Here is a 23,804-nt window from a genome sequence, read left to right on the forward strand (position 1 = left end):
TTCTTGTCTTCGGTCGTTGCCGCAGTCGCTATTTCAGGGGAGCGTTTCAGAAAACAAAAAAGCGCGGCCGTAGTAGTGCCGGTCAATGCCAGCATCGGCCATCGCCAGCTTCTCCCAGCGTTCCTTGATAAGGCTGGTCGGCGCATCGGCGGGCACCATGCGATTTGGGATCAGATCCGACGGACTCGCTACGCAACTTCTTAGATTTCGTTTGATCTATAACATGCAGTAAGATATATAACTCATTACCAACCCCTTGGCGATAAAGGAGTCCGTGCTTGAGCTTTCTCGCGCTGTTCATCAGCCTGCCCACCAAGGCATCGACCGGCCGCATGCGCGTCTGGCGCTCCGTCAAGGCGCTGGGCTGCGCGACGCTGCGCGATGGGGTCTACCTGCTGCCTGACTCGGCCGACAGCGCCGCAGCGCTGGACGAAGTGGCGGCGCAGGCGGTGGAAGTCGGGGGCAGCGGCGAGGTCTATCGACTCTCGGGGTGTGAGGAAGCCCAGGAGGGCGCGCTGCGCGCCCTGTTCGACCGGGGCGAGGAGTACGCCGGCATCGCCGAGGAGATCAAGGAACTCGGGCGGAGCTTGGCATCCCTGGATGGCGCCGCCGCCGCGCGCAAACTCCAGCCGCTCGTGCGCCGCTTCGAGCAGGTGGCGCGCATCGATTTCTTTCCCGGCGAGGCGCAGCGGCAGACCCTGAGCCTGCTCGACGACCTGCGCGACGCGATCACCCGCCGCCTGTCTCCCGACGAGCCGACCGCCCGGCAGGCGGATGTTCCGCGGCTGGACCGCGCCGACTATCAGGGCAGGACCTGGGCCACGCGGGCGCGCCCGTGGGTGGACCGGCTGGCCAGTGGCTGGCTGATCCGCCGGTTCATCGACCCGAAGGCCCGCATCGTCTGGCTGGCGAGTCCCGCCGACTGCAAAGCCGATTGGCTTGGCTTCGATTTCGACGGTGCCGCCTTCAGCCACGTGGGCACCAAGGTCACCTTCGAGACGCTGCTGGCGAGTTTCGGACTTGATTCCGCCCCTGCGCTGGTACGTCTGGGCGAGCTCGTGCATTGCCTGGATGTGGGGGGGCTCCCGGTCGCGGAAGCGCTGGGCATCGAATCGCTGCTCGCCGGCCTGCGGGCATTCGAACCCGACGACGACGCGCTGCTTGCCCGCGCATGCGAAGTCTTTGACTGGCTATTGAAGAGTTACGAGGAAAAAACAACGTGAACGCCCCGACCAGTCCTCAGACCGCTGCCACGACTGAAGCGGTCCCTCCAGCGATGAGCTACCTGCAGCTCTTCGCGCGCTTCCTCAAGTTCGGCTTGCTCGCATGGGGCGGGCCTGTGGCTCAGATCGGCATGTTGCGCCGCGAGCTCGTGGACGAGGAACGCTGGATCTCCAGCAGACGCTACAACAAGCTGCTTGCGGTGATGCAGGTGCTGCCCGGACCCGAAGCGCACGAAATATGCGTTCATTTGGGCATCCGGGCGAAGGGGCGGCTGGGGGGCGTACTGGCGGGACTCGGGTTCATGCTTCCCGGGTTCTTGCTGATGTTCGCGCTGTCCTGGCTGTACTTCCAGATCGAATTCGTTGGCACCTCGCTGGGCGCGGCGTTCCTTGGCATCCAGGCGGCCGTGATCGCCCTGATTGTGCGCGCCGTGCACCGTATCGGCGAGCACATCCTGCTCGATCGCTGGTTGTGGGCCATTGCCATCGTTTGCGCGCTGGCCGCCATGGCTCGTGTCGACTTCTGGATCACCCTGCCGGCGAGCGGCCTGGTGTACGCGCTGCTCGTGCTGAAGCATCGGGCCTTGGCGCTCTTGGTGACACTGGGCGCGGTGGCGCTGGCTGCGGCCGTGGCTTGGTGGGATGCGCCGGCGGCGAAGCTGGTGGAAACGGTCGTTCAGGGCCAAGCCTCGGTGCTGCTCATCTTCGCCTCGGGCCTGAAGGCCGGCTTGCTCACCTTCGGTGGTGCCTACACGGCGATCCCGTTCGTTCGCAATGACGCCGTCGGGCGCGGATGGATGACGGATGGGCAGTTCCTGGACGGCCTGGCGCTGTCCGGTGTGCTGCCGGCACCCCTCATCATCTTCGCCACGTTCGTCGGCTATGTGGCAGGGGGGCCGATCGGGGCGGTGGCCATGACGGTGGGTGTCTTTCTTCCGGCCTTTGCGTTCTCGTTGATTTTCTACGACCGGCTGGAGGCTGTCGTGGAGAACAAACGGCTGCACGCGTTCCTGGACGGCGTCGCGGCCGGCGTAGTCGGCCTGATCGGCGCAACTACCCTCGACTTGGCGCAGGTCACGGCTGAACGTGTCCCATCGCTGGCGATGGGCATGTCGATCTTCGCCGCAGGCTTGGCGTTCCTTTATGCCTGGAAGAACAAGCTCAACGTCGTCGTCGTGATCCTCGCGGCGGGATTGGCGGGCTGGCTGGTGTTTCCGAACCAAGGCTGAACCTGATCGAGTCAGCCTTCGTCGCGCCGTTTCCGATCCACCTTGCTGAGGAAGCCAAGATGCCTTACGAACTGAAGCCCCTTTCGTGCGATCCAGCCAAGCTCACCGGCCTGTCCGAAAAGCTCATCGTCAGCCACTGGGAGAACAACTACGGCGGTGCGGTCAAGCGTCTCAACGCCATCGAGCAACAGCTGGCGCAATTGACCTGGGGAGCGGCGCCGGTGTTCGAGATCAACGGCCTCAAGCGCGAGGAGATGATCGCCAGCGGTTCCATGATCCTGCACGAGGTGTACTTCGATTCCCTCGGTGGCGCGGGAGGCGACCCTGGCGGGACGCTGAAGGCGGCCATCGTGCGCGATTTCGGCTCCATGGACGCCTGGCGCGCCCAATTCACGGCCATGGGCAAGGCCCAGGGCGGCGGCTCCGGCTGGACCTTGCTGGTTTGGAGCCCGCGCCGCGAGCGTCTCGTGAACGCCTGGGCCGCCGACCACGCCCACAACCTGGCCGGCGCCACGCCGCTGATCGCCCTCGACATGTACGAGCACAGCTACCACATGGACTTCGGCGCAAAGGCCGCAGCTTATGTGGACGCCTTCATGCAGAACCTGTCCTGGGCGGCTGCCGAGGCTGCATTGGCCAACGTGGAGGGCTGAATGAAGCACGCCACTGCCCCGGCATCGTTCGCGCATGAACCGATCGGCCGGCCGACGCCGAATGGAGGCGGCGCGAGTCGAGCCATGAAGTGCCTCGCGCGGTCGATCGGCCTCGTGCTCCTGAGCCTGCTGGGGGTGGGAGCGTCATACGCCGACGTTCTGCCTGCACCTCGACAGTTGTCTCCCCATGCCTGGGCCTGGATTGGCCCGTACGAGGGCCCGAGCAAGGCCAATCGGGGTTTCCGCATGAATCTCGGCTTCGTTGTCGGCGAGGAGGCGGTGGCCGTCATCGACAGCGGTTATTCACCCGACATGGCCGAGGCGATGCTGCGCCACGTCCGCGCGCGCACCGCGCTGCCGGTGCGTTATGTGGTCAGTACCAATTCGCAGCCCCATCGCTTTCTCGGCAACGATGTCTTCCGCCGGGCCGGCGCCCGCATCCTCGCCGGCCGGGATGCGGCCGAGCGCATGTCGCGGGACGGCGCCACGATGGTGGGCGCGGCGGCGGGCATTCTCGGCATTGCCGAATGGCCCGTACCGGCCGCACCGGATCGATTGCTCAGCGCGGGCGAGTCCGCCGATCTTGATCTCGGCGGCGGCGTCGTGCTGCGCGTGCGCCACGCCGGCACGGCCCATACCAAGGGAAGCCTGGTGGCGGAGGTGCGCCCCGACCGCACCGTGTTCGCCGGCGACATCCTGTACGACGGCCGACTGCCGGCCCTGATTCCGGATGGCAGCGTCAAGGGCTGGCTTGAGGCCTTCGATGCGCTGCGCTCCCTGGACAGCGCCATCTTCGTGCCCGGGCATGGCGAGCCCGCGCCGCTCGCCGCCTTCGAGCATCCGACCCGCGACTACCTGACGCGGCTCAAGCGCCACATGGACGATGCGGTGAAGACAGGCACCGACATCGAACCGGCCAAGTCGGGCTTCGACGCCTCGGCCTGGCAATCGCTGGCCAACTTCAAGGAGCTGAATGGCCGCAACGCCTATCAGGCCTATCAGGAAAGCGAAGCCGAAGGTTTCTGAACAGGAGACGACCCCGATGAAATGGATCACCCGCGAACGCCCCAAGATCGACCGCATCGCCTGCCCCTGGCTGGTGGCGCGCTTCATCGACGAGGCCCCCGAGTTCCTCTACGTGCCGGCCGGCGACGTGATGCGCCTCGCCGCCGACACCGGCGCCATCCCCTATGACGTGCCGAATGTCGAGCTCGGCCACCACGGCGACCACTGTAGCTTCGACGCCTTCATCGAGAAGTATCAGCTCATCGACCCGGCCCTGAACAAGCTGGCGCTGATCGTGCGCGCCGCCGACTGCGGCCAGCCCCAACTCGCGAAGGAGGCGGCCGGCCTGCTGGCCATCTCGAAAGGGCTGTCGCTCAACTTCGCCGACGACCACGAGATGCTGAAGGCAGGCATGGTGATGTACGACGCGCTCTACGCCTGGTGCGCGGATACGCCGCTGAAGAAGGTCGCGCGGCTGCTCGGCTCGAAGTGATGCTGCTACCCGCCGGGGCCGCGCCCGAGGCGCGCCTGCTGCTCGCCGGCCGGGCGCTGCGGGCCTTCACCGACGGTTATGTCGCCATCCTGCTGCCGGTCTATCTGCTGGCCTTGGGGCTGGGCACGTGGGAAGTCGGGCTGATCAGTACCGCCACACTGCTCGGCTCGGCGCTGGCGACCCTGGCGGTAGGCCAGTGGGGACATCGCTTCCCGCAGCGCCGGCTGCTGCTCGCCGCCGCCGGACTGATGTGCCTGACCGGTCTGCTGCTGGCCGGCCTGGGTGGCGTTGGCGACTTCTGGCCGCTGCTGCTCGTCGCCTTCGTCGGCACGATGAATCCCAGCTCCGGCGACGTCAGCGTCTTCCTGCCGCTGGAGCACGCCCGCTTGGCCGAGTCGGCGCAGGGCGAGGCGCGCACCTTCCTCTTCGCGCGCTACACCTTCGTCGGCGCCTTGTGCGCCGCGGCCGGTTCTCTGGCGACGGCCATTCCGCAAACCCTGACGAATGCGGGCCTGGTGCAGCTCGACGCGCTGCGCCTCATGTTCGTCGCCTACGGGCTGACCGGCGTCGCGATCTTCCTTCTTTACCGCACGCTGCCGAACCATCCGGTCCACGCACAGGCGGCGCCGCCCGCACCACTGGGGCCTTCGCGCGGCATCGTGATCAAACTGGCCGCGCTGTTCTCGGTCGACGCCTTCGCCGGAGGACTGATCGTCAACACCTTGCTCGCGCTCTGGCTGTTCGAGCGCTTCGACCTCTCGCTCGCCGCCGCCGGCCACTTCTTCTTCTGGGCGGGGCTGCTCTCGGCAGGCTCCCAGCTCGCAGCGCCCTGGGTGGCGCGCCGCATCGGCCTCGTCAACACGATGGTGTTCACCCACATCCCGTCGAGCGTCTGCCTGATCCTCGCCGCCCTCGCCGAGAGTCTGCCGGTGGCGCTCACGCTGCTGTTCCTGCGCAGCGCCCTGTCGCAGATGGACGTGCCGACGCGCTCGGCCTTCGTCATGGCGGTAGTCACGCCGGCTGAGCGCGCCGCGGCGGCAAGCTTCACCGCCGTGCCCAGGAGCCTCGCGGCCGCGGTGAGCCCGGCCATCGGTGGCGCGCTGTTCGCCGCCGGCTGGCTGGCCGCGCCGCTGGTGGCCTGTGGCGCGCTGAAGATTGCCTATGACCTCGCGCTCTGGCGCGCCTTCCGACGGCACGGGGAGGCTACGCCGTGAGGCCGGTCCCCGCGCCCGATCCTGATGGGAAAGTCAGAAACACTTCAGTAGACCGGTCGCGAAGCTGGCCATAGATTGACGGCATCCGTCTGGAACGGTGCCGTCATGCGCATCCTGATCATCGAAGACCAGCTGCCGTGTCGGAGCGCCGAGTCACCGGAGCAACTTCGCCGGTTCATCGAGCGGATCGAACCGGTGCGGCCGCACTTGCCGGACCGGGCGGCGTCTTCAACGGCGAACCCGAGCGCCATCGCCACCGGCGAAATGACGGGCCCGAACCCGTCCTGACTTCCCTCGGAAACGGGGCGCCGCGCGTTTCGGATTTCCGGCATCCCGCGCAGCACGGTTCTGCAATGGTGAAGGCATCTCATCGCCATGGGGTGCCACATGCTGCCGTCTCTGCCTCGTTTCCTCTGCATCTTCGCCGTGCTCAGCGGCCTGCTGTCCGGCTGCACGACGACGCCGGCCACCTCTGACCGTATAGCAGCGCCGCCCGACGAGACAGCTTCGGAGCAGCGACTGGTGCCTGTGGCCCGCTACGGCCGCTACACCCTGGTCGAGCTGGTGCCGGAACCTGCGCAGCGTGATCTCTTGCAGCAGGCGGTGGAGGTCTCGATTCCGCCCATGCTCGATGCCAGCGTGGGCGATGCCATGCGCCATGTGCTGCTGCGCTCCGGCTACCGGCTCTGCGATGCGACCGAAGCCGCCACGCTCTACGCGCTGCCGCTGCCCGCCGCACACCTGCGCCTGGGTCCGCTGATGCTGCGCGATGCCTTGCTGACCCTTGCCGGCCCCGCCTGGGAGCTGTCGGTCGATGACTTGACCCGCCAGGTCTGCTTCAGCCGGCACAGTGCTCCCGCCTTCCTTTCCGCCAACCCGCCCGGCACCGCCACGCCCGTGCCGGACGCCGACCGGCCCGAGGAGATGCAGCCATGACCTTTCCCCAAGCGCCATCCGAGCGCAATTCCCGCACGCGCTGGCTCAGGATCGCCGCAGCCTTCTGGCTGCTGCTCATCAGTGCCGTGGCACTCATCAACAGCGTCGGCCTGTCGCGGCTCGCCGAGCAGACCCAGAGCAGCGCACAGGATGCGCAGGTCAGTGCGCTGGGCCAGCGCGTGGCCGATCTCGAACAACAGGTCGATGCGGGCAAGCACCGGCCGGCGCCGATCAGCCAGGCCGAATTCGCCACCGCGCGGCAGGCGCTGGACGAGCGGATGACGCGCCTCGAAGAGGCCGATGAGGCGAGGGCCCTGGCCATCGACCTGCAGACGCTGCAGGCGCGTGTGAACGGAATCGAAACCCGTCTGGAGAAGGCCCGGCAGGTGACATCCGCCGCTCGCCCGCGCGCTCCTGTTGCGACGAAGCCCACGGTGCCGGAGCCGCCGTTCCGGGTGCTCGGCGTGGAGCTGCGGGGAGGCGAACGCTTTCTGTCGATCACCTCCACCGCCGCGGCCTCGCTCGCGGGCGCCCGGCTGCTGCGCGAGGGCGATGCCGAGGGCGACTGGCAACTGCAGTCCATCGAGGCGAAGGCGGGCGTGTTCCAGGTGAACGGCCAGACGCAGCGCATCGCGGTGCCGTAGGAGGTCGCCATGATCCTGCGGTCGTTGCTCGCTGCCGTCGTTCTGTTCGCCGTTTTCGGCGCATCCGCCCAGCCGGCCCCGGTGACGAACTCGCGCATGGTGCCCGCCCAGGTGCAGCCGGGCGCTGATGCCGCGCTCGACGAGAGGCAGGCGCGGGAGTGGGGGCTTCACCCCGAGGAGTGGGCGCGCTATCGGCAACTGATGCAGGGGCCGCTCGGCGTCTACTCCCCGAACCTCGATCCGCTCACGGCGCTGGGCATCGAGGCCCGCAGCGAGGAGGAGCGCAGGCGCTACGCGGAGTTGCAGGTGCAGGCCGAGGCCCGGCGCGTCGGAAAGACGCTGGCCTACCAGCGGGCCTACGACGCGGCGTGGCAGCGCCTGTTTCCCGGCCAGCCGCGCGTGAGCCTGCCCGGTGCCAAGGCGCAGGGTGCCGGCAACACCGGCTCCGGGCGCCTGGCGGTCTTCGTCAAGGCCGACTGCGCACCGTGCGTGCAGCGCGTGCAGCAGTTGCAGGCGGCCGGCACGGCCTTCGACCTCTACATGGTCGGCAGCCGTCAGGACGACGCGCGCATCCGGCAGTGGGCCACCCAGGCGGGCATCGACCCGGCCAGGGTGCGCGCCCGCACCATCACGCTCAACCACGATGCGGGACGCTGGCTGTCGCTCGGCCTGCCGGGCGATCTGCCGGCCGTGGTGCGCGAGGTGAACGGCCAATGGCAGCGGCAATAGGTGCTCCGGGCCGGGAGCGTCGGCCATCCCGCGTCGCCATCCGCTGCGCCAGCGCCGCGCTGCTGCTCGCCACCGGCGGCTGGGCGTTGGCCGCCCTGGCGCGGGAAGTGCTGCCGCCGGCCTATCAACTGGCAGCGCATCGTGCAGACGTGCCGGCGGCGGTGCTGTACGCGGTGGCCTTGCAGGAGAGTGGCGCCATGCTGCGCGGGCGCCTGATCCCCTGGCCGTGGACGCTCAACGTCGCCGGCTCGCCACAGCGCTACGCCACCCGCGCCGAGGCCTGCGCGGGGCTGCACCGTGCGCTCGCCCACACGCCGGCCAATCGCATCGACGCCGGCCTCGGCCAGGTCAATCTCGGCTACCACACGCATCGCTACACGCAGCCCTGCGAGCTGCTGGACCCGTACCGCAACCTCGCCATCGCTGCGGAAATCCTGCGCGAACAGCACACGCCGGGCGAGGACTGGCTGCTTGCCATCGGCCGCTACCACCGGCCCGCCGGCGGGGCACCCGCAGCGCGCTACCGGCGCAGTGTGCATCGGCACCTGACCCGCGTGCTCGACCCCGACGTTCCCGTTCCCACCCTCCAGGCCACCACGCCATGAACCACATCGTCCTCATCGCCGCCATCGGGCTGCTGCCCACGACCACCGTCTTCGCGCAGACCGCCTCCGCGCCGTTGATCGTCGTCGAAGACCGCGGCGGCGACTCCCCGCTGCCGTACTACCGGTCGCTGAATCCTCAGCCGGATCAGGCCACACCGCCGGCCCCGATGCCGGCCCCTCGCGTGGGCAACGCGGCCGACGCCGAAGCCGCCATGCTGCCGGTGCGCTCGACGCAACTGTCGCCGGGCGAGGTGCAGCGCCGTGTCATCCGGGCGCCGGGCCTGACGGCGCTGTTCCTGATCGGCGACGACGAGCGTTCGCGCGCCTGGCTGCGGCAGCGGCAGACCGCGCTGCGCGAGCTGGGGGCCGTGGGCCTGGTGGTCAATGTGGAGTCGATGGCCGCGCTGACGGCGCTGCGCAGGCTGGCGCCTGGCCTGACCCTGTCGCCGGTCTCCGGCGACGACCTGGCCCAGCGCCTGGGCCTGCGCCACTACCCGGTGCTCATCACGGCCACCGGCGTCGAGCAGTAGGTGCGCCAATGGCCCAACCGCATGCGGTCGAGGTGCTGCTGCGGCCAGCGGTGGAGCTTTACACCGTGGCGGTCTGCACCGGCGCCGCGATTCTGTGCCTGGTGGCACCGTGGTCGCTTGCGCTGAACCCGCTGCTTGGCCTGGGCTCGGCGCTGGCTTTCCTGACCTTCGGCGCGATTCGCCTGCGCGATGCCTGGGCGATCCTGCGCTATCGCCGCAACATCCGCCGCCTGCCGCGCTACGTAATGACCAGCCGCGACGTACCGGTGAGTCAGCAACGGCTGTTCGTCGGCCGGGGCTTTCGCTGGGAGCAGCGGCACACGCACCGGCTGATGCAGACCTACCGGCCGGAGTTCCGCCGCTATGTCGAGCCGACGGCGATCTACCGGGCCGCCCGGCGGCTGGAGGAGCGGCTTGAGTTCGCCCCGTTTCCCGTCTCGACGCTGGCGCGCGCGCTGGCCTGGGACAGCCCGCTCAACCCGGCGCGACCGCTGCCACCGGTCGGCGGAATGCCGCGCCTGCATGGCATCGAACCGGCCGAGGCCGACGTCACCCTGCCGCTGGGCGAGCGCGTCGGCCACACCCTGGTGCTGGGCACCACGCGCGTGGGCAAGACGCGGCTGGCCGAGTTGTTCATCACGCAAGACATCCGCCGCAAGGTTCGCGGCGAGCACGAGGTGGTGATCGTCTTCGACCCCAAGGGCGATGCCGATCTGTTGAAGCGCATGTACGTCGAGGCCAAGCGCGCCGGGCGCGAAGGCGAGTTCTACGTCTTCCATCTGGGCTGGCCGGACATCTCGGCGCGCTACAACGCCGTGGGCCGGTTCGGGCGGATCTCCGAGGTGGCCACGCGCATCGCCGGGCAGCTCTCGGGCGAAGGCAACAGCGCCGCGTTCCGCGAATTCGCATGGCGCTTCGTCAACATCATCGCGCGCGCCCTGGTCGAGCTGGGGCAGCGGCCGGACTACCTGCTGATCCAGCGCCACGTCATCAACATCGACGCGCTGTTCATCGAGTACGCCCAGCACTACTTCGCCAAGAACGAGCCGAAGGCCTGGGAGGTCATCGTCCAGCTCGAAGCGAAGCTGAACGACAAGAACATCCCGCGCAACATGATCGGGCGCGAGAAGCGCGTGGTGGCCCTCGAACAGTACCTGTCCCAGGTGCGCATCTATGACCCGGTGCTCGACGGCCTGCGCAGCGCCGTGCGCTACGACCGGACGTACTTCGACAAGATCGTCGCTTCGCTGCTGCCGCTGCTGGAGAAGCTCACCACCGGCAAGATCGCGCAACTGCTCGCACCGAACTATTCCGACCTGTCCGACCCGCGACCGATCTTCGACTGGATGCAGGTCATCCGCAAACGCGCGGTGGTCTACGTGGGGCTGGATGCGCTGTCCGACGCCGAAGTCGCGGCGGCGGTGGGCAACTCGATGTTCAGCGATCTCGTCTCGGTCGCCGGCCACATCTACAAGTTCGGCATCGACGACGGGCTGCCCGGCGCCGCGGTGGGCGCCAAGATTCCGATCAACGTCCACGCCGACGAATTCAATGAACTCATGGGCGACGAGTTCATTCCGATGGTCAACAAGGGCGGCGGTGCCGGCGTGCAGGTGACGGCCTACACGCAGACCTTGAGCGACATCGAGGCGCGCATCGGCAACCGTGCCAAGGCCGGCCAGGTCGTCGGCAACTTCAACAACCTGTTCATGCTGCGCGTGCGCGAGACCGCCACCGCCGAACTGCTGACGCGACAACTGCCCAAGGTTGAGGTGTATGCCACGGCACTGATGAGCGGCGCCACCGACAGCTCCGACCCGCACGGCAATACCGCGTTCACGTCCAACACCCAGGACCGCATCAGCAGCAACAGCGTGCCGTTGATCGAGCCGGCGCATGTGGTGGCGCTGCCCAAGGGGCAGTGCTTCGCGCTGACCGAGGGCGGCAACCTCTGGAAAGTCCGCATGCCGCTGCCGGCACCCGACCCCGACGAAGCCATGCCGAAGGATCTGCAGGAGCTGGCCGGCTACATGCGACAGCACTACGTCGAGGCGGGAGACTGGTGGGAGAACCAAGGCATCCCCGGCCTGCAGGACAAGGCGCTGCCCGACGACCTGCTGGACGACTTCAAGCAGATGGCCGCGTCTGAAGAGGCCGAAGCATGAGCGATCCGGCCGTCGCGGCCCAGCGCCAGCAGCAACGACAGCAGGGGCTGATCGCCGGCCTGGTCACGCTGCCGTTCCGCTTCTTCGGCGTGTTGTGCGGCGCGCTGCTGCTGTGCATCCTGATCGAATGCGTCGGCATGCACTTCCTCTGGCCCGAGCAGGGCTGGCGCCACGCGCAGGGCATGCTGCACTACGAGCTGGATCAGCTCTCCGTGCATTTCACGCGCAGCGCGCTGGTGCAGGAGCCGGGGCGCACCGCGCACCGGCTGGTCGAGCACGGCTACGACTGGCTGTTCGTGCAGAGCGGCCTGCTGGACTGGATACGCGACGCCTCGGCGCAGGCCAGCGCCGGCAGCCATCGCCCGACCAAGGATTTCCGCTACTACATCGGCCTGGTCTACGTGCATCTGGAGGGCTACCTGATCGCCTCGGCCTACACGACGCTGGTCTTCCTCGTGCGGCTGCTGGTGCTGTGCCTGACCCTGCCGCTGTTCCTGATGGCCGCCTTCGTCGGGCTGGTGGACGGCCTGGTGCGCCGGGACATCCGCCGCTTCGGCGCGGGACGCGAATCGGGGTTCATCTATCACCGCGCCAGGGCCAGCCTGATCCCGCTGGCCGTGCTGCCGTGGGTGACTTACCTGGCACTGCCGGTCAGCGTGAACCCGCTGCTGATTCTGCTGCCCAGCGCCGCACTGCTCGGCGTGGCGGTGTGCATTGCGGCGGCGACGTTCAAGAAGTACCTCTAACCGACCACTGGGCTGGCGCTACACACTACGAGCTTCATCGACCCCCGGGTCATGGCGACGTAGAGGTTCTGCGCGCTCATGTCCTCGATATTTAGCAGCACCGCGACTTCGGCTTCCAGCCCCTTGAGCAACAGCGTGCTGCCGACGGCGCGTTTTGGTAGCGGGCGCCCCAACAGCCGGTTCTCTTCCCGCACGCGTCGGGCCGCTTCTGCCAGAGGGACGGCCCCCGACGAGGCTTCTCGGAGCGCCTTGAGCACCCCGTAGAGGATGGCCGGCCGATGCACACGCACGTTCGGCAGTGCCCGCAGTTCCGACAACAGCGCGGCGGCCGCAGCGAGAGAGGGCGCGCGCCCGAACGCCAGTGCGCGGCTTTCTGCCTCGTTCGGAGGATTCCTTGCAGTTCCCTTTGCCAACGACTCCAGGCGCCGCGTCAACTCCGCCACGCCCACATTGGTCATGACGCTCTGTGCAAGCGCCAATAACTGCGCGAGGGCATTCGGTGCCTCCACTTCAAAGCTGCTGGCGAAGGCGATGAGGTCTTGCAGATCGACGGCCTCGACCGTCGAAGCGCCCGGCGTCTGGCTCGCAAAGTTCTGCTGAGCTGCTCGGTTGCGGCTATCGGCGATGATGAGCACGCGCCCGTCAGCGGTTGGCGATGCCGTTCTCGCAGCGGCTAGGCGCTGGGCATGGTCGTTGGGCGGTACGGCCTGCATCCAGGTCACATGCTCCGGTGGCCCACTACGCAGATCCACCGACTGCCCCGCCGCCAACAAACGGCGGGCCTCCAGCAACCATTGTCCCAGCGCTTCCGCGCCGGCGTTGCGCCATCGCCAGGGCGTTGCCAGTTCCCCGACGACAGGAAAATGCGCGCATACGTGCTGGTTCCAGTCGGCCAGCGCATTGCCCCGGAACCCGAAGATCGCCTGCATGGGGTCGCCCAGCACGCAGGTCGGCAAGATCAACGAGAGGAAATAGACGATGTAGTGCTGAGGCACCGAACAATCCTGGTACTCATCCACGATCAGATGCGCATACGAGGCTTTCAGCACCTCATTGACGTGCCCGGCTTGCAGCAGCTTCCAGGCGGCGTCGCGGATTGCCGGGTAGTCCCGCGCAGGTGCTGCCAGCCGCAGAATCTCCGGATCGTGGGCGCTGCGGCCGGGAAAGGTCGAGATGAGCCGGATGGCCCAGCCATCGATCGTGCTCAATCGATAGGCGCTGGCTGGCACACCGGCGCGGTCCAGCCGGCCACGCAGGGCCGCGACCCCGGCGTTCGTGTGTGTCAGCACGAGGATGGGCTTGTTGCCCCGATGACCGGAAAGCGCGTGGGCAATCAACTGTGTTTTGCCGCAGCCGGCCGGTGCGGTGACGGTTCCGCGTTCGATTGCACGAAGGTCGATTTCAACGTGGTCCATCAGCGGCCCACCCGAATACCTGGTCCATCAGAGCACGGAAGCCCTGATCGCAAAGATGCAGGTCCGGTGCAACGATGGTCCTCGCCACGTCCTCCATCCACGAGATTTGCTTGAACCAGCCAGCCTTTCGGATGCGCGCCGCCTGACCAAGAATGGCCCTGCGTTCGGCCGACAGGTGGCCGGTGTTCTGGATCTCGTCCCAGACCTGCTGGAACGTGAGCATGTTGTTCGAGACGGTGCGCAGGTGTTCGACGATCAGGTCGCCATGCAATTCGTTGGCGTAGCCGATCAGCCTCTGGCAGGCAACCGGCGTGAGACTGCCGAACAGCTCGTCCTCCAGCGCCCGGCCCGCGCGGTAGGCGACGACGGTGCCACCGTTCTCGACAAAAGCCTGCTCGACCGCAGATGTGGGCTTCTTGTCGTCGTCGCGCAGCACCATTACCCGGTAGCCCAGAGACTGAAACGCTGCGGCCCGGGCATACGGTCGATCCGGCTCCCCGCCACCGCAGTCGACGAGGGCCACGCCCAATGCAGCCAGTGACGCATTCCCCTGGTCAAGCCTGTACAAGTCCAGGCCGCGCAGCAGGCCGATCTCGCTGGCTCCCTCGCACACGACCACGGAGCCAGCCAGGAAGGCCTCGGGGTAGAGGCGGATCGTGCTCTGGATGTCATTGTCGGCGCCGACCAGGCGAGCCTCGTGGCCGAGGGGGCCGCGGCGCAGCACGAAGAGCTGGCCGCCCGACAGTTCTCTCAGTGCCACGGGTGAGTGGGTGGTGAGAAACACCTGCAGCGGAGCAGCGGCCTCCTTGGCGCCGAGGGAGCCCAGGAACCGCGCGATGCGGTGGGGCTCCAGCCCGTACTCCAGTTCGTCCGAGAGCACGATTGACGCCTGACCAGCCGCCTTGCGCTGCAGGCCGGCGACAAGCAGACGCGTGGAACCGACGCCCAGGCTGCGAAGCGGGATGCCGCTTTCGTTGTGCAGGGAGATGGTGCCGCCGCCGAACGACACCGAATGCGAATCCAGCAGCGCCTTGGCCTTGGCGCCGATGTTGACGCCCAGCTCCTGAGCAGTGGTGGTGACGATCCCCAGCGCTTCTCCCAACTGTTGTTCGGCCTGGTCTCCGAAGGCACTGCGCGCATCCCTTGCGGCCTTGACGAGGGCGGCCGAAGCGTCGGCTCGCTCCTCCGAGATGCGGTTCAGTACGGAGCCGCGCTGCCATCCCAGGTTGAAGTCCGCCAGGGCACCGATACGAGTGGGCGCCAGGGCGACGCGATCCTTCCATGCGAGCGTCTTGACGATGCCTTGCTGTGCGGCGCGGTCGGAGACAAGGGTCCACAAGGGCTCTAGGTCACTGGCGACCGTCAGGTTCAGGCAGAGCACAACCTCCGCGCCGGCCGAGGGTTCGTCTTCGACGACGCCAGTGTTGGCGTGGTATCCGCGCAGGAATGCACCGAAGCCCTCCAGCGTCCTCATGCTGTCATCAAGGTCGCCGAGCGTCAGCGTGATGCTGATTGGGGTCGTGATGTCTAGGCCGAAGAAGTCCGCATCCGAGAACTGGAAATTTCGCCTGGCCCCCAGGCATAGGTCGATCGCGTCCAGTACGGTGGACTTGCCGCTGTCGCCCGGCCCGATCAGGCAGTTGATGCCAGGCGTCGGGCACCAAGCCAGCAACTGGATGCCGCGGAAGTTGGCGATCTCGATTTTTCTGATTCTTGCCATGTGCTGTCTCTTCCGTGGTCTGCGTCTCGTGACGGCCTCACGAAGACTTTGTGCCGAAGTGCTTGGCGAAATAGTCGATCATCTCTGCCGCCTGCGTGCCTTGCCGAAATTCTTTCTGCTCAGTGAAGTCGATCGAAGGCACCAAGTGGATGAACTGATCATCCGCATACAGCGACATCACGGCCTGCGGCTCCAGCAACGGCGGGCGCAGGCCCGTCAGTCCGTTGGCGGCCTCGATGGCAGCGCCGATCATGACGTCGGCGACTTGCACCGCTGAACTGGCCTTCGAGTCGACCTGACTGACGGAGGACAGCTTGAGGGGGAACTGGATGCTCGCGATCTGGGTCTGCCTGAACTCGACCTCGTGCTGGTGGTCGATGTAGCGCTGAAGCAGGTCGTGATAGGTAAGCAGGTTCTTCGACTGGTCATGTTCGACCCGATACGCTCCATCAGCCATCAGTTCCATCCGGCTGATCAGGGCCTGCAATACTACGATCGCCGCATCGGTCGTGACGCCAGTGGTGGCGATGGCAGACAGACATTCTGGTGATGCCTGCACCAGCGGCCCCAGAGCCTCGGGCAACTCGCGCCAATTGAGGCGACTGGCCGCCAACACAAGCTCACGCAGGGCACCCTCGGTTTTCTCCTTGACTGCGCGCTGGAAAGTGACCAGCAAGGCGTCGAATGCCTCCTTGCCGAGCAAGGTTGGACCGGCGGTGTAGAGCAGCGAAGCCAGCGAGTAGTTCTGGCCATCCTCATAGAAGTCCAGTCCGCGCTCGTAGTAGAAGGGTTCGACGGCGTAATCCAGGAACATCAACAGCAGCAGGAAGCGCTTGTCGCAAATGTAGGTCACACACTTGTGTCGGGACAGCACGGCGCGCTGCAGGTCTAGGAGTGGCTGTCGGTAGCTGGGGCGGCGCGCGAGTGACCGGTACTTGAGTTCGGGTGCCTGCAGTTTGGGGAAATGCTCTCGGATCAGGCGTGCGGCTTCGTCATCGCTGATCGCGATGGCCGTGGCGCCTTGAAAGCGCTGTTCCGGGTTCAGCAGATCGAAACCTGTGTAGCCGCTCTCGTCGATCCGGAAGCACTCCATTTTTAATTCTCCTGTGAGATGGTGCTAACGGAGATCGAATAGGCCAGCCAAGTGGACCATCCTGCGCTACAGGCGTCCCTGCACCACTGCTGATGCTGCTCGCGCTGGCAGCAAACATCACTGTGGGTCGCTTCACGCAGGATTAGGGACTCTTCAATCCTTCGGTCAGGGATCACTCACAACCACGCCTTCCAGCCGCCCCTTGTCGAGAATATCCAGCAGCACCACGCTCTGTTTCTCTGTCGGAAGCTTGGAGGGAATCTGCATGGCCACCCTGAGCACGCCGTCTTCCTTCGGCGTGAGCAGATCTTTCTCAAGCAGCGACTGATGGATGCGAGCCCATTCCGCAGCGGGAACAGCCAGCACTTTTCGCTGCGCCTCGATGCCGTTGTCGATCCTCTGCGTCTGCTTCGCAGTATTCACGATCGCTGCCTGATCATCCTGCGGAACAAGTCGATCGTAGAACTCGGGCGGGAGGAGATTGGCAATGGCGTCGGTACGAGCCTGTATCCTCGTCCAGCACGCCTCCTTCTTGCACCACTCGGAAATGTTGGAAATGCCTTGCGGTGGTCTGATGATGTCGTCGTTCACGACCCCCGACACGACAGCGATGGCACTTTCGAGCACTGGGTCGACCTTCTGTGCATTCCAGATGCCCAGAAAGTCGATGCTCTCCTTCCTGCGCTTCGTGATGTCACCGAGTACCGCCAGCGTGTAGGCCACGATGTTTGCTCGGTACCCGCCGTTGTACCAGGGCTGCGCAGAAACGATGCGCTCCGTGGCGCGGAAGATCAGACCACGTGCGACAGCCCTCATGAAATAGAACTCGTTGAACGCGTCGGATGATTTCTCCCACTCGCTGCCGATTCGGGCGGCGTAGCGCGCAAAGTTCTTCTGGGAGCCAAGATTCACCCACCTGGGGTGGTCATCCCAGACATTCTCGAACTTCGCGAGGTCCGTCTTCGTGAACATCTGTGGCTTGGGATGCTCCGCCTTGAAGCGACGCTGCTCCGCGGGTGTGAGCTTCGACTGTGCATCGGCATACTGGCCGCGTGCGCGCTCATAGAACCACCTCGTCTCGCGCGGGGCGCCCTTCTGCGCGGGTGCCCAGATCCGTCGGGAAAACCCTTCCATCCGCACATGGAACGGATGGTTCGAGAAGAAGTCGGCGGCATTCACCCGATTCTGGGTGTTCGCATACTCCGATATCCTTGGAACGACCGTTTCGCTCTGCAGGCTGTCGATGACGGACAGCTTCAACTGGACGAATATCTGGGATAGATCGGCCTTGTCCCGCTTCCGTGTGTGGAACAGCGATGCCGTGGTCTGGCCACCATTGACGATCTGGAGATCGACAACCCTCGTGATCGCCAGACCGGAATCCGTCATCCCTGTCTCGACACTCTGTGCAGTAGCCGTAATCCCGTTGTTGTAGGCAAAGAACATCCCAGGTTCGTTCAGGATCGTCGCCCTTATTCCCTGGTTCACATTGCCGCGCGCCTGCAGGAACGTACGGACGTTCTGCTCAAGCAATCGTGCTCCGAATCTTTCGTACAGGGTCGCCAGCACCTCGGCAGGCATGACCATGAGATAGGATTGATAGGCATCGGTCCCCAGGTGTGCGGGAAGGCAGGCGATGCCCTTGCCGAACATCTGCTCGAAGTCGAGGTCGAGTGGCTCCTTGTGGCTGCGGGAGCTTCGCTGACGATGAAGTCGTGAGATGTCCCAGATGTGGTGAGCAACCGGAACACCTGCCACTTCCGTATCGGGAAGGGCCTGGATTTTCTCGCTGAGCGTGCGCTCGGAGAAGAGAACCAGGTTGACCTGCCGAATGGCGTCCTTGCGATCAGCAATCTGCCTGGCAAGGCCGTACTCCGGCGATGTGACCTCCAGTTCGCCGGCCAGGCCCTTGTTGGCGCTGGCCTCGAAGAAGTTGGCAACACGCTTGAATGCCGCGGCCACTTCCGTTCTGGTGAGCGATGCCAGCTCGTTTCGGGAGTCGAAGTCCGCGATGAAGAGGTCCAGAACTCCTTCGTCATTGAACCAGTAGCCGTCCACGCGCATGCCACGCTGCGCCCGGAAATGGCAGAGTTCGAACCCTTCCGTGAAGCCTGTCTCGACAAGGTCGTTCGCGATGGCCTCCATGAATTCGGAGAGCTGGAAGCTGCCATTGGCCTCGGCGCCCGCCAAAAGTTCCTGTCGGAAGTCGTGGAAGAATTCTTCGCCGGTCTGCTCCATCAATCCTCCCCAAAGATGGCTGCTTCGTCACACTCGTACGGAGCAATCGTTTCCAGCCGGATGTCGTAGGCCACGTTGGCAATCCCTGGCGGCAGTTGCGACCGCATCAGACGCGGAAATCCGTCACCAACACGATAGCTGCGCACGTCGCTGACGACAAAGCGAGGCTCATCGTAGTCAGGGAGCGGCGCATAGCCGTGCGCAACCAGCTTCCGGTCAAAGGCCTCGACGGCGTCCGCCTCGCCGAGCCGTGCCTGGACTGCAGTGACGATCTCGTTGAGCGATCGAGCTCCTGCCGCGTCGGCCAGACTGCTCAGCCGGTACACGCGCAGGAACAGCGCATCGTTCAGGGATTCGAGCTGGTCTTCCGATGAAATGCGGACGCTGCTCCGCTCTGCGCCAGAGAGCGATTTGACCTCGACGGCTGTGTTGCCAAAGATGAAATCCTGATGTGATCGTTCCGGACCGAGCCAGGCTTCGACGGCGTCACTGCTCGATATCTGCCGATCGATCAGTTCCGTCAGGAAGACGATTTCGGCGAAGAGACCGCGGACTTCCTCGATGGACAGGTGCTGACTCCGGCCTGACAGGAAGGTCTTCCAACGGCGGATGTGTGCCAGAGAGACTGCGAGAGAACTCGCCGAGTCGGTGGCGTGCTCCAGCGAGGATGCAAGGGTGCGGCACAGTCCTTCGAAGAGATCGCGGTCGACCTGCCTTTCAAGGGCGAGGACCAAGTGCTGCTGCCCCTGATCTCCGGCACGAAGATCGACATCGATGCCGTTCACCGTGACCGCGTTCTTCCGGTACTGGGCTGCGTGGTCGCCCTGAAGCTCCACGATGAACAGGCAGGCGCCACCGGCATCGCGTCCCCAGAAACAGGGCACGGCCGTTCCCACCGCAACCTGGCGGACATTGAAGTCCGCTCCCGGAACGGCGATGTCATCCCACGGAGAGGACTCAGGCATCGTAGTCATCCTCCTCGTCAGGATCGTCGGCGTAACCCTGCATCTGCTGGAGCCAGACCTTGTTCACGACTACATTGATGGTCGTCGAATAGTCCCCGTAGGGAAAACTGACGCCGAAGGCGGCGATCGGTCCCGTCACGGCCTCGCCCTTGGGCTCCAGGCTGTGAATCATGAGGAGCGGCTTGTTCCGAACCATGCGGTAATGTGTGTCGGATACCGCTCCTGAGCCATCTTCGCCGCCAGCCAGCGTCCTGGCCTCATTGCGTTGTGCGTCGCTGAGCCCAAGCTTCTCGTCGCCACGCGAGGCAACCCTGTCCTTGTTCAGGCGCCACGAAGTGCCGTTCGGCTGATCCTTCCCGACGACGCGCACCTGATTCCTCAGGGTGAACGGGTTTTCACCGCCTGAGCCACCCGAAGGGGAAATCAGCAGAACATCGGCCAGCGGGCGCTTCGTCGCAATCCGTTCGAGATAGCTCACCACGTCCGACTTCTGTCCAGCAAAGGTCGAGTGGCATTCGAACCGGGTGAGGAAGTCGTCGATTACCTCGACGGGCACGTCCCTGAAGATGACGCCCTTTTCGGTGGACTCCTCCGGTCGCCCGCCGAATCCACTTCGCCAGTGATCGGCGATCAGCACAAGGTTCCTGGCATTCACGTCAGGGTCGGTGGAGACAATGTAGCTCTCCCGCAATCGCCCACTGAAACTCTGCTCGACCGTGACCTCCTGGCCGGACCGCATCTTGTTCGCCGCCGTGATCAGCAGGCTGTCCGGATGCGAGCGGACGTACAGGCCAAAATCCTTCGGGCTAAGGCGATCGCGCCGCATGCGCTTGACCTGCTGTACAAGCTCTTCGGCGGCATCGGCGATGTGGGAGTACCAGTTGATCGAATCGCGCGAGAGATGGACGCGGCAGAGGTCCTCGAAGCCCGGCCGGTAGCCGAACCAGCGGCCCATCTGCATGAGGGTGTCGTACATCTTCGTGTTGCGGTACATGTAGCTGACGGTCAACCCCTCGATGGTCAGGCCTCGGGAGAGGCTCAGACCACCGACTGCGACCGCGGTCAACCCGACTCCTTCCTTCGCGTAGCGGGCGTAGTCGAGCACCTCGTCACTCTTGCTGTTGATGACATAGAGGTGGAGGTGCTCGAAGACGCCGCTGAGGGCAGCCTTCACCTCCGCCCAAGTAAACCCAGCATCGGCATACTCGGCATCGAAGGCATGCTTCAGGCCCTGCATGTACGCGTTTCTTGCGGAAACCTCTTCCGGCATCGCGTAGTTGGCGAGAACCGCTTCCCTGATCTTCTTCTCCCTGAGACTCAGGAAGTCACGCACGGCCTTCTGAACGGGCACGAAGCGCGATACATTGACCATCATTGAGCAATGCTTGCCGGTCTGCCCACGCAGGTTCCGGATGGCGCGGGCGACGATGAATTCGTCGAGTGCGCGATAGAGGCTGGGGGGCAACTCGGGGACAGGATCGTCACGCTTGTGGGCGTACGGGATGAGATTCTCGCAATCGTCGATCGGCCTCACGATCGATTGACTGGTCGCCTCGTCGAGGAACACCTTCTCAGCACCGAAGTACGTCGTTGGCGCGTCCAGGCAATAGATGAAGTCGCGCGGGAACAACTCCTCACGCACATCATCGCCATAGGCGTCGGGGTTGATGAAGATGTTGGCGAACGGTGTCGCCGTGTAGCCGACATAGCACGATTTCGCGAACAGCCCGAGGATGCGCCGGATCATCGCATTCGTTCGGGTCGGATCCAGATCCTCCTTGTTCGTGTTGATCGACGCGTTGTCGGCCTCGTCGTCAATCAGCAGCATCGGCACGTCGGAAATCCGGCCATCGCCCTCGGCGTTTAGCTCCTTCAGCCACTTGTGAAGAGCCGTGAGCGTCGTGACGTTCTTCTTGATGACCAGAATGATCGGCTTGCTGAAGTCGTTGATCTTCCAGCCGCTCTTTTCCGCCGTGTTCTTGTTGAAGTCCTCGTTGATGTTGGTGAGGGTGGCCGGATGCGGATAGCCCGGCGCGAGGCCGACACCGATGTTGCGACGATCCTCGGGATCGCTGGACCGGCCGATGAAGGCCTCATCGATGCGCTGCTGCGTCTGCTTGCGCAGATTGTTGTGAATGCCGGCGACAACGATGATGAACTTGTAGCCGGCGTCGGCGGCGCGTGCTATCAGGCCGGTGTAGTTGGCCGTCTTGCCCGACTGCACATGACCAATGACAAGGCCGCGACGGTTCCAGGTCGTGCCCTCGCTTAACGGATCCTGCAGGTGGCCGAGAATGCGGGTCGTCACATCGCTCAGAGACTGGACCATCTGCGGTGGCCAACTTTCCTTGAGAAGAAAGTTTCCATAGGATTCCGCATACGTCCAGGCGACATCCTCACGCTTGTGGACCCACTGATCGTCATGCTTCGCAGTGACATCCACCAGCGAAACACCGGCCCCCATGCGCGTATCGACCGAGATCATCGCCTCGGTGACGATATTGCGGAGATCCCCCGTATAGCCGAAGATCGCGGCGATCTGTCTCGCCTTCTCCTCCACCTGCTCGCGCGTCGGCGTCTCGGCCATGTTGGCAAGGCCTGAGATGAGCGCGTTGGCAATGTTTCGTTCTTCCGTGATGACTGTGAGGCTCATGCAAAGGTCTCGCTGATGAATTTTTCGGCCAGTTCGATCTGGCCATCGAAAAGGTGCGTCGAGCGCACGATCTGGAGAAAGGCATTCGGATCGCCCGGCCCGTCGCCGTAGAGCACCTTCCTGAGACTCTTCAGGCGCTCCAGAGTCTGGCTTTCATCCACCGCCCTCTGGTTGATCTCGCGCGGATGGGTCGAGTAATCCGAATAGATCATCTCCACCGGCAGGGAGGCGGCAATCGAATCCAGCAGGACACGAAGCAGATCCACATCCTCGGACGAAAGTCTTGTGCCCAGGGATGCGATGAGCGGGTGCTGCTCGTTGATTGCGAAACGGATGCCGCCGTGATCGGCGTAGCGCTCCCAGAACGGGGCTTGGCTCTCCTGAAAGAGCTTCTGCCCACGCCCCCTATGCACCGTCACGCTGCGGGCAGTGATCCTGTTGATGATCTGACGCAGCCGCTCCCGCACCCCATGCGGCGGGCGAGCACGCGATTTCTTGATGTCGATGGTCCAGGCTTCGTCCAGACTGTTGGGAAAGTCGATCTGTACCCGCGCCAACTTGGTGGCCTCACCCTTCGGCACGAGTCTGAACCAGTCGCCCCAGGCCATCAGGCGGCCGTTTCGATAGACGTAGCCCCCCTGATTGGAGATGAAGTCACTGCGATCCTGGTAGTAGTCGTACTCGGACGCGGACAGACGACTGTGGTGTGGAAGCACGTAAGGCTGCAGGCGCACCTCGGCCTCGCCGATGCGGACGATCTCCTCCGGAAGCACCTGGGTGGCAGGATTCTTCCTGCAGAAGGGGTCGAATGCCGTAATCGGACGACCATTGACGGTGAGAGAAATCCTGGCATGTCCCTTGATCTCACCCGAGAGAAACCGGTGGAAGACAAGTGACAGATGTCTGCCTACTGCCTCAAGCTTCTCATTGACGATCTCGTCTCGACGATCCCCGGCCTCGTCCTCCATCAATCGGTCGAGCTCTCGCCAGATAACGGCCGTGCCCCGGGCGCCGAGCCGTTCGACATAAGGCAACCCATGGATGTCCGCATCGTCCAGGATGGAAAGAATCCAGTCGTCGGCAGCATCGATGCGATCCAGATTCCATTCGGCTCCGCAGACAGTTCCATCGCGTGTGCTCACAACGGTCAGCGAGCGACATTGGGAAAACGAGGCTGTCTTCAGGCCAAGGCCGAAGCGCCCAAGATCCTTCGGCGACCGATGCTGCCTGGGGTTGCCGGTCCCGTGACGCATCGCATCGAGCAGCTCGTCTTCCGTCATCCCCCTGCCGTTGTCGAGGATGACCATCACAGGATGCTCACCGGACACATCGCAGATGATGTCGATGGTGTCCGCGCCAGCGGAAATGCTGTTGTCGATCAGATCGGCAATCGCAGTTTCGAGCGAGTACCCAAGGTCCCGCATCGATTCGGAAAGGCAGGCCGCGCTCGGCGGATGACTGCGATCACGAGCCATCGGCTTCCTCTTGCGTCTTCTCGTGAGTCACGTGCATGGTAAGCTCCGAATTGCTGCTTCGGGTGTCGTCTTC

The 23,804-nt window shown here is 64.9% G+C and carries 22 protein-coding genes; 14 read left to right on the top strand and 8 right to left on the bottom strand.

The genetic code is table 11. The annotated features are described in order from the left end of the window. Positions 1–33: 33 nt before the first annotated feature. Positions 34–159, bottom strand: a complete 126-nt coding sequence (locus tag ACUDCK_RS25600; RefSeq protein ID WP_255321382.1) for a hypothetical protein — start codon at positions 157–159, stop codon at positions 34–36. A gap of 119 nt (positions 160–278) precedes the next feature. On the opposite strand from ACUDCK_RS25600, the gene ACUDCK_RS25605 reads away from it, so the two are divergent. The 14 genes from ACUDCK_RS25605 (at position 279) to ACUDCK_RS25670 (ending at position 12,172) form a co-directional block, all read left to right on the top strand. Next, positions 279–1,223 (top strand): chromate resistance protein ChrB domain-containing protein, encoded by a 945-nt coding sequence (locus ACUDCK_RS25605; RefSeq protein WP_128701148.1) that lies wholly within the window; start codon positions 279–281, stop codon positions 1,221–1,223. Positions 1,224–1,276: 53 nt separating this feature from the next. Continuing rightward, a complete protein-coding gene (gene chrA, locus ACUDCK_RS25610; RefSeq protein WP_128701149.1) occupies positions 1,277–2,452 on the top strand; it encodes a chromate resistance efflux protein ChrA in 1,176 nt (391 codons plus the stop codon). A gap of 59 nt (positions 2,453–2,511) precedes the next feature. Next, entirely contained in the window at positions 2,512–3,105 is a 594-nt protein-coding gene (locus ACUDCK_RS25615; RefSeq protein ID WP_033986565.1) for a superoxide dismutase, read from the top strand. Next, the gene (locus ACUDCK_RS25620; protein ID WP_196751209.1) at positions 3,106–4,131 is read left to right on the top strand and encodes an MBL fold metallo-hydrolase; all 1,026 of its coding nucleotides are present in this window, start codon (positions 3,106–3,108) and stop codon (positions 4,129–4,131) included. A gap of 16 nt (positions 4,132–4,147) precedes the next feature. Continuing rightward, entirely contained in the window at positions 4,148–4,603 is a 456-nt protein-coding gene (locus ACUDCK_RS25625; protein WP_033986567.1) for a chromate resistance protein ChrB domain-containing protein, read from the top strand. After that, complete coding sequence (locus tag ACUDCK_RS25630; RefSeq protein WP_033986569.1) at positions 4,603–5,817, top strand: MFS transporter; 1,215 nt, start codon at positions 4,603–4,605, stop codon at positions 5,815–5,817. The genes ACUDCK_RS25625 and ACUDCK_RS25630 overlap by 1 nt, the downstream gene beginning before the upstream one ends. Positions 5,818–5,922: 105 nt before the next feature. Beyond that, positions 5,923–6,105 carry a hypothetical protein gene (locus tag ACUDCK_RS25635; protein ID WP_033986571.1) on the top strand — a complete coding sequence of 61 codons (183 nt, stop codon included), beginning with the start codon at positions 5,923–5,925 and terminating at the stop codon, positions 6,103–6,105. Positions 6,106–6,204: 99 nt separating this feature from the next. Next, positions 6,205–6,753 carry a PFGI-1 class ICE element type IV pilus protein PilL2 gene (gene pilL2, locus ACUDCK_RS25640; RefSeq protein WP_033986572.1) on the top strand — a complete coding sequence of 183 codons (549 nt, stop codon included), beginning with the start codon at positions 6,205–6,207 and terminating at the stop codon, positions 6,751–6,753. After that, positions 6,750–7,397 carry a hypothetical protein gene (locus ACUDCK_RS25645; RefSeq protein ID WP_128701150.1) on the top strand — a complete coding sequence of 216 codons (648 nt, stop codon included), beginning with the start codon at positions 6,750–6,752 and terminating at the stop codon, positions 7,395–7,397. The genes pilL2 and ACUDCK_RS25645 overlap by 4 nt, the downstream gene beginning before the upstream one ends. A 9-nt stretch (positions 7,398–7,406) precedes the next feature. Then, entirely contained in the window at positions 7,407–8,126 is a 720-nt protein-coding gene (locus tag ACUDCK_RS25650; RefSeq protein ID WP_033986576.1) for a TIGR03759 family integrating conjugative element protein, read from the top strand. Beyond that, positions 8,111–8,731, top strand: coding sequence for a lytic transglycosylase domain-containing protein (locus tag ACUDCK_RS25655; RefSeq protein WP_128701151.1), 621 nt, complete (start codon positions 8,111–8,113; stop codon positions 8,729–8,731). Before ACUDCK_RS25650 ends, ACUDCK_RS25655 begins: the two co-directional genes overlap by 16 nt. Further along, entirely contained in the window at positions 8,728–9,261 is a 534-nt protein-coding gene (locus ACUDCK_RS25660; protein ID WP_033986580.1) for an integrating conjugative element protein, read from the top strand. Before ACUDCK_RS25655 ends, ACUDCK_RS25660 begins: the two co-directional genes overlap by 4 nt. An 8-nt stretch (positions 9,262–9,269) precedes the next feature. Further along, a complete protein-coding gene (traD, locus tag ACUDCK_RS25665) occupies positions 9,270–11,426 on the top strand; it encodes a type IV conjugative transfer system coupling protein TraD (protein ID WP_033986581.1) in 2,157 nt (718 codons plus the stop codon). Beyond that, positions 11,423–12,172 carry a TIGR03747 family integrating conjugative element membrane protein gene (locus ACUDCK_RS25670; RefSeq protein WP_033986582.1) on the top strand — a complete coding sequence of 250 codons (750 nt, stop codon included), beginning with the start codon at positions 11,423–11,425 and terminating at the stop codon, positions 12,170–12,172. The genes traD and ACUDCK_RS25670 overlap by 4 nt, the downstream gene beginning before the upstream one ends. On the opposite strand, the gene ACUDCK_RS25675 is transcribed toward ACUDCK_RS25670, so the two are convergent. The 7 genes from ACUDCK_RS25675 to ACUDCK_RS25705 form a co-directional block, all read right to left on the bottom strand. Continuing rightward, a complete protein-coding gene (locus ACUDCK_RS25675) occupies positions 12,169–13,587 on the bottom strand; it encodes a UvrD-helicase domain-containing protein (protein WP_128701152.1) in 1,419 nt (472 codons plus the stop codon). The genes ACUDCK_RS25670 and ACUDCK_RS25675 overlap by 4 nt on opposite strands. After that, a complete protein-coding gene (locus tag ACUDCK_RS25680) occupies positions 13,574–15,307 on the bottom strand; it encodes an ATP-dependent nuclease (protein WP_033986585.1) in 1,734 nt (577 codons plus the stop codon). The genes ACUDCK_RS25675 and ACUDCK_RS25680 overlap by 14 nt, the downstream gene beginning before the upstream one ends. A 37-nt stretch (positions 15,308–15,344) precedes the next feature. Further along, positions 15,345–16,400 (bottom strand): DUF3800 domain-containing protein, encoded by a 1,056-nt coding sequence (locus ACUDCK_RS25685; RefSeq protein WP_033986587.1) that lies wholly within the window; start codon positions 16,398–16,400, stop codon positions 15,345–15,347. Between the two features lie 165 nt (positions 16,401–16,565). Continuing rightward, on the bottom strand, positions 16,566–18,638 hold the full coding sequence (locus tag ACUDCK_RS25690; protein ID WP_128701153.1) for an AIPR family protein: 2,073 nt from the start codon (positions 18,636–18,638) through the stop codon (positions 16,566–16,568). Then, positions 18,638–19,603: a PD-(D/E)XK motif protein gene (locus ACUDCK_RS25695; RefSeq protein ID WP_033986590.1), complete on the bottom strand. Its 966-nt coding sequence runs from the start codon at positions 19,601–19,603 to the stop codon at positions 18,638–18,640. Before ACUDCK_RS25695 ends, ACUDCK_RS25690 begins: the two co-directional genes overlap by 1 nt. Next, complete coding sequence (locus ACUDCK_RS25700; RefSeq protein WP_033986592.1) at positions 19,596–22,256, bottom strand: Z1 domain-containing protein; 2,661 nt, start codon at positions 22,254–22,256, stop codon at positions 19,596–19,598. Before ACUDCK_RS25700 ends, ACUDCK_RS25695 begins: the two co-directional genes overlap by 8 nt. Then, a complete protein-coding gene (locus ACUDCK_RS25705) occupies positions 22,253–23,731 on the bottom strand; it encodes an ATP-binding protein (protein WP_029133609.1) in 1,479 nt (492 codons plus the stop codon). Before ACUDCK_RS25705 ends, ACUDCK_RS25700 begins: the two co-directional genes overlap by 4 nt. Positions 23,732–23,804: the final 73 nt, after the last annotated feature.

The sequence above is a fragment of the Achromobacter sp. CF-sbj1-Ac2-l genome (genome assembly GCF_052698165.1).